Source organism: Streptomyces silaceus, assembly GCF_001419745.1.
GTDB classification, from domain to species: Bacteria; Actinomycetota; Actinomycetes; order Streptomycetales; family Streptomycetaceae; genus Streptomyces; species Streptomyces silaceus.
Genome location: NZ_LIRJ01000518.1, coordinates 1 through 2,969 on the forward strand (window position 1 = coordinate 1; position 2,969 = coordinate 2,969).

A 2,969-nucleotide genomic window follows, 5' to 3' on the forward strand; every position below is an offset into this window, starting at 1 on the left:
CGCGGTCGCACGCGCGCCCGAGGGGACGTGGGGGTATGTGCGCACGGAGCGCCGAGCGGGCTCTGGCGTCTTTGGACTTGAGGCGTGACGCAGGGATAGCGAGTACGCACATACCCCCGCGGCCCCGCCCCACAGACGGACAACAGGCGCAGCACCGCCAAGGCGCAGACGCCCACGACCCCGCACCACCGACGGACCCGAGGCGCGGACGCCCGATCAGGAGAGTTCGCCGGCCGGGAGGCGGGCGGTCACCTCGTACAGGCCGTCCTGAGGACCCGCCGTGAAGGAGCCGCCCACCGCGCGGATGCGTTCCGCCATCCCCGTCGTCCCCGTCCCCGCGGACACCGGCGCGGACTGCGGCACCGCCGAAGGCAGCGCGTTGCGGACGACGATCTCCAGGCGGTCGCCCCGCAGGGCGACCCGGACCTCCACCGACTCCCCCGGCGCATGCTTCGCCGCGTTCGTCAGGCACTCCTGGACCACCCGGTGGACCGCCGCCTGCCGCAGCGGCGAGAGCCGGTACGCCGCGTCGTCGACCAGGAGCTCCACGGGACTGCCCGCCCGCCCACTGCGCTCCGCCAGCTCGGGAAGCGCGTCGAGCCCCGGCGTCGGCGCCCCGTCCGCCCCCCGCTGCACGATGATCTCGTTCAGCATCCGGTGCGCACTGCGCGCCGCCTCCGAGAGCTCCTCGAACCCCTCCGCGAACGGCCCGCCCGCCGCCCGCCGCCCCAGCACCTGCGACCGCACGCTCAGCAGCGTCAGCTCACGCCCCACGAAGTCGTGCACGTCCCGCGCGATGCGGGTCCGCTCCTGCTGGACGGCGTGCAGCGTGTCCGTCTCCGCGCGCTGCGCCTCCAGCGCCCGGACCAGGTCCTGCCGGTTCGCCGCGACGCCGACCCCCGCCGCGAGCACGCCGATCGGCACGACCAGGCTCAGGAACGCGCTGAGCGTGTCCCCGCGGTGCACCGGCCAGCCCGGCAGGTTGAACATCACGTACGCGAAGGCGACGTACCCGACGACACCGACCGTGCCCGCCGCCCGGCCCCGGTACCGCCCCAGGGAGTAGAGCGCGAACTGCGCGAGCGTCAGCTCGTGCAGCCAGCCCAGGAAGAGGAGCGCGACCCCGTACGCCAGCCAGGGCGTCCGGCGGCGCAGCAGCAGCGAGGACGCGCCGACGGCGAGGGCCAGCGCGGCGAGCGGGCCGTTCAGGGAGTTGTCCGCCTCGGCGAGACCGGGGACGTCCAGGCTCATCAGCGCGAAGGCGCTCAGGGCCGTGAGCGCGTCCTGGGCCCGTGGCGCGCCGGACCAGCGCGCCGAGAGGCGGCCGGCCGCGGCCGTCGCCTGGCGAATCGCCTGGGCGGCGGACACGTTGCGCATGCCTTCCATCATCCAGGGTCTTTCGGCCCGTTTGGCCGGACTTACGTCCTTGTCCTGGTGATGTGCCGCACTCCGGGACTTTGCGGATGATCTTGGGTGAAACGGCGTTTCCCTGCATACAACGGGTGTACGTACGGCGCGGCTGACCGCTCCCGGTCCGCTCCAGGGGTCAAATCGGACCATGTGGTATGCCCAGAATCCCGCCAGGCGGACCCATCAGCTCGCCGGTGACGCCGGGGTCCTCCTGTGGACCGCGCTGTGGGCCGCCGCAGCCGTCACCGCGTACCGGCTGACCTGTCTGCTCGCCCTCCCCCGCGCCCTCAAGGAGCACCGGGCGCCGCTCCCCCTGGTCGGCGGGCGCGCCGACACCGCGCTGCGGCGCGTGGCCGCGGCCGTCGACGCGATGGACCCGGTGACCGTGCGGACGGCCGTCGCCGTCGGCGCCGTCGCCCTGTTCGTCGTACCCGTCGGCCTGCTGCTCGTGCTGTGGCTGCCGCGCCGGGTCCGGTGGATCCGGCAGGCGGGCGCCGCCCGCGACCTCGCAGGCACCGCCGACGGCCGCGAACTGCTCGCCCTGCGCTCCCTGCTCCGGCCGCTCGACGAGGTCGCCGCCACCGCCTCCGAGATCCCCGACGCGACGCCGGGCAGCCTCGCCTGGGGCTGGCGGCACGGCGACCCGGAGACGCTGGACGCGCTGGCCACCGCGGAGCTGGAACGGCTCGGCCTGGAGTTCACGCCCCCGCCGGCCGGCCCCTGCCCCCTCGACCACGCCGTCCCGGCGCAGGCCGCCGAGGCCACCGCCGCCCCGGTCGGCTAGGGCGGCCCGGTGCCCCAGACCCTGCGCCTGACCGCCCAGGTCGCCGACGCCCTGCTCCGGGCGATCCCCGAGGGCGCCCTGCTCCTCGGGGCGGACCTGCGCGTGATCGCCGTCAACCCGCAGCTCGTCGAGCTGGCGCGGCTGCACGACGTCGACACCTCGCCGGGCGCGCCGGTCGACGCGCTCGCCGCCGCCGTCGCGGAGCAGCTGCCCCCGGGCAGCCCGGCACTGCGCCGGCTCAACCGCCGCGAGTTCCCGCGCAAGGCCGAGATCCGCTTCCTCGACGGCCGGATCCTGCTGACCAGCCGCCGGCAGATCGACGTCGACGGCGAGCGCGTGGGCGCCCTCTGGCTGGCCGAGGACATCACCGAGCAGCGCCGCCGCGAGAACGACCTGCGGCGCCACGTCCGCACCCTCGGCGAGCTGGCCCGCGAGCGCTCGGAGTTCACCGCGCGCGCCTCGCACGAGCTGCGCACCCCGCTCGCCACGATCCTCAGCTTCTGCGGGCTGCTCGCCTCGCCCTCGGGCGGCCCGCTCTCCGCGAGCCAGCGCACGTACCTGGACACCATCGACCGCAACGCCCACCGCATGCAGGAGATGGTCGACGGGCTGCTGCACGCGTCCACGGCCGTGGGGCCCCGCGCGGAACCGACGTACGGGCGCGTGGACATGGCCCGGCTCCTGGGGCGCCTCACCTCCGACCTGCTCCCTCGCGCGACCGCCGCCGGCCTCTTCCTGGTCCACGACCACGAGCCGGGGCCGCCCGCCGTCGCCG

Annotated in this window: 3 protein-coding genes; 2 read left to right on the top strand and 1 reads right to left on the bottom strand. The window is 75.6% G+C overall.

Annotated elements, in window-relative coordinates; all coding sequences use genetic code 11:
- Nucleotides 1-216 precede the first annotated feature (216 nt).
- Nucleotides 217-1,377 carry a sensor histidine kinase gene (locus AOK22_RS35685; RefSeq protein WP_055702848.1) on the bottom strand — a complete coding sequence of 387 codons (1,161 nt, stop codon included), beginning with the start codon at nucleotides 1,375-1,377 and terminating at the stop codon, nucleotides 217-219.
- Between the two features lie 181 nt (nucleotides 1,378-1,558).
- Between AOK22_RS35685 and AOK22_RS35690 the strand changes: the two genes are divergently transcribed.
- Both AOK22_RS35690 and AOK22_RS35695 read left to right on the top strand, forming a co-directional pair.
- Nucleotides 1,559-2,194 carry a hypothetical protein gene (locus tag AOK22_RS35690; protein ID WP_055702847.1) on the top strand — a complete coding sequence of 212 codons (636 nt, stop codon included), beginning with the start codon at nucleotides 1,559-1,561 and terminating at the stop codon, nucleotides 2,192-2,194.
- Nucleotides 2,195-2,203: 9 nt separating this feature from the next.
- Nucleotides 2,204-2,969, top strand: a 766-nt coding sequence (locus tag AOK22_RS35695; RefSeq protein WP_157872391.1) for a histidine kinase dimerization/phospho-acceptor domain-containing protein, incomplete at its 3' end; no start/stop codon positions are given.

Bases quoted from the DNA above. Each gene is read 5' to 3' on its own strand.
- AOK22_RS35690 (WP_055702847.1), top strand. From the start codon at position 1,559: ATGTGGTATGCCCAGAATCCCGCCAGGCGGACCCATCAGCTCGCCGGT.
- AOK22_RS35685 (WP_055702848.1), bottom strand. From the start codon at position 1,377: ATGCGCAACGTGTCCGCCGCCCAGGCGATTCGCCAGGCGACGGCCGCG.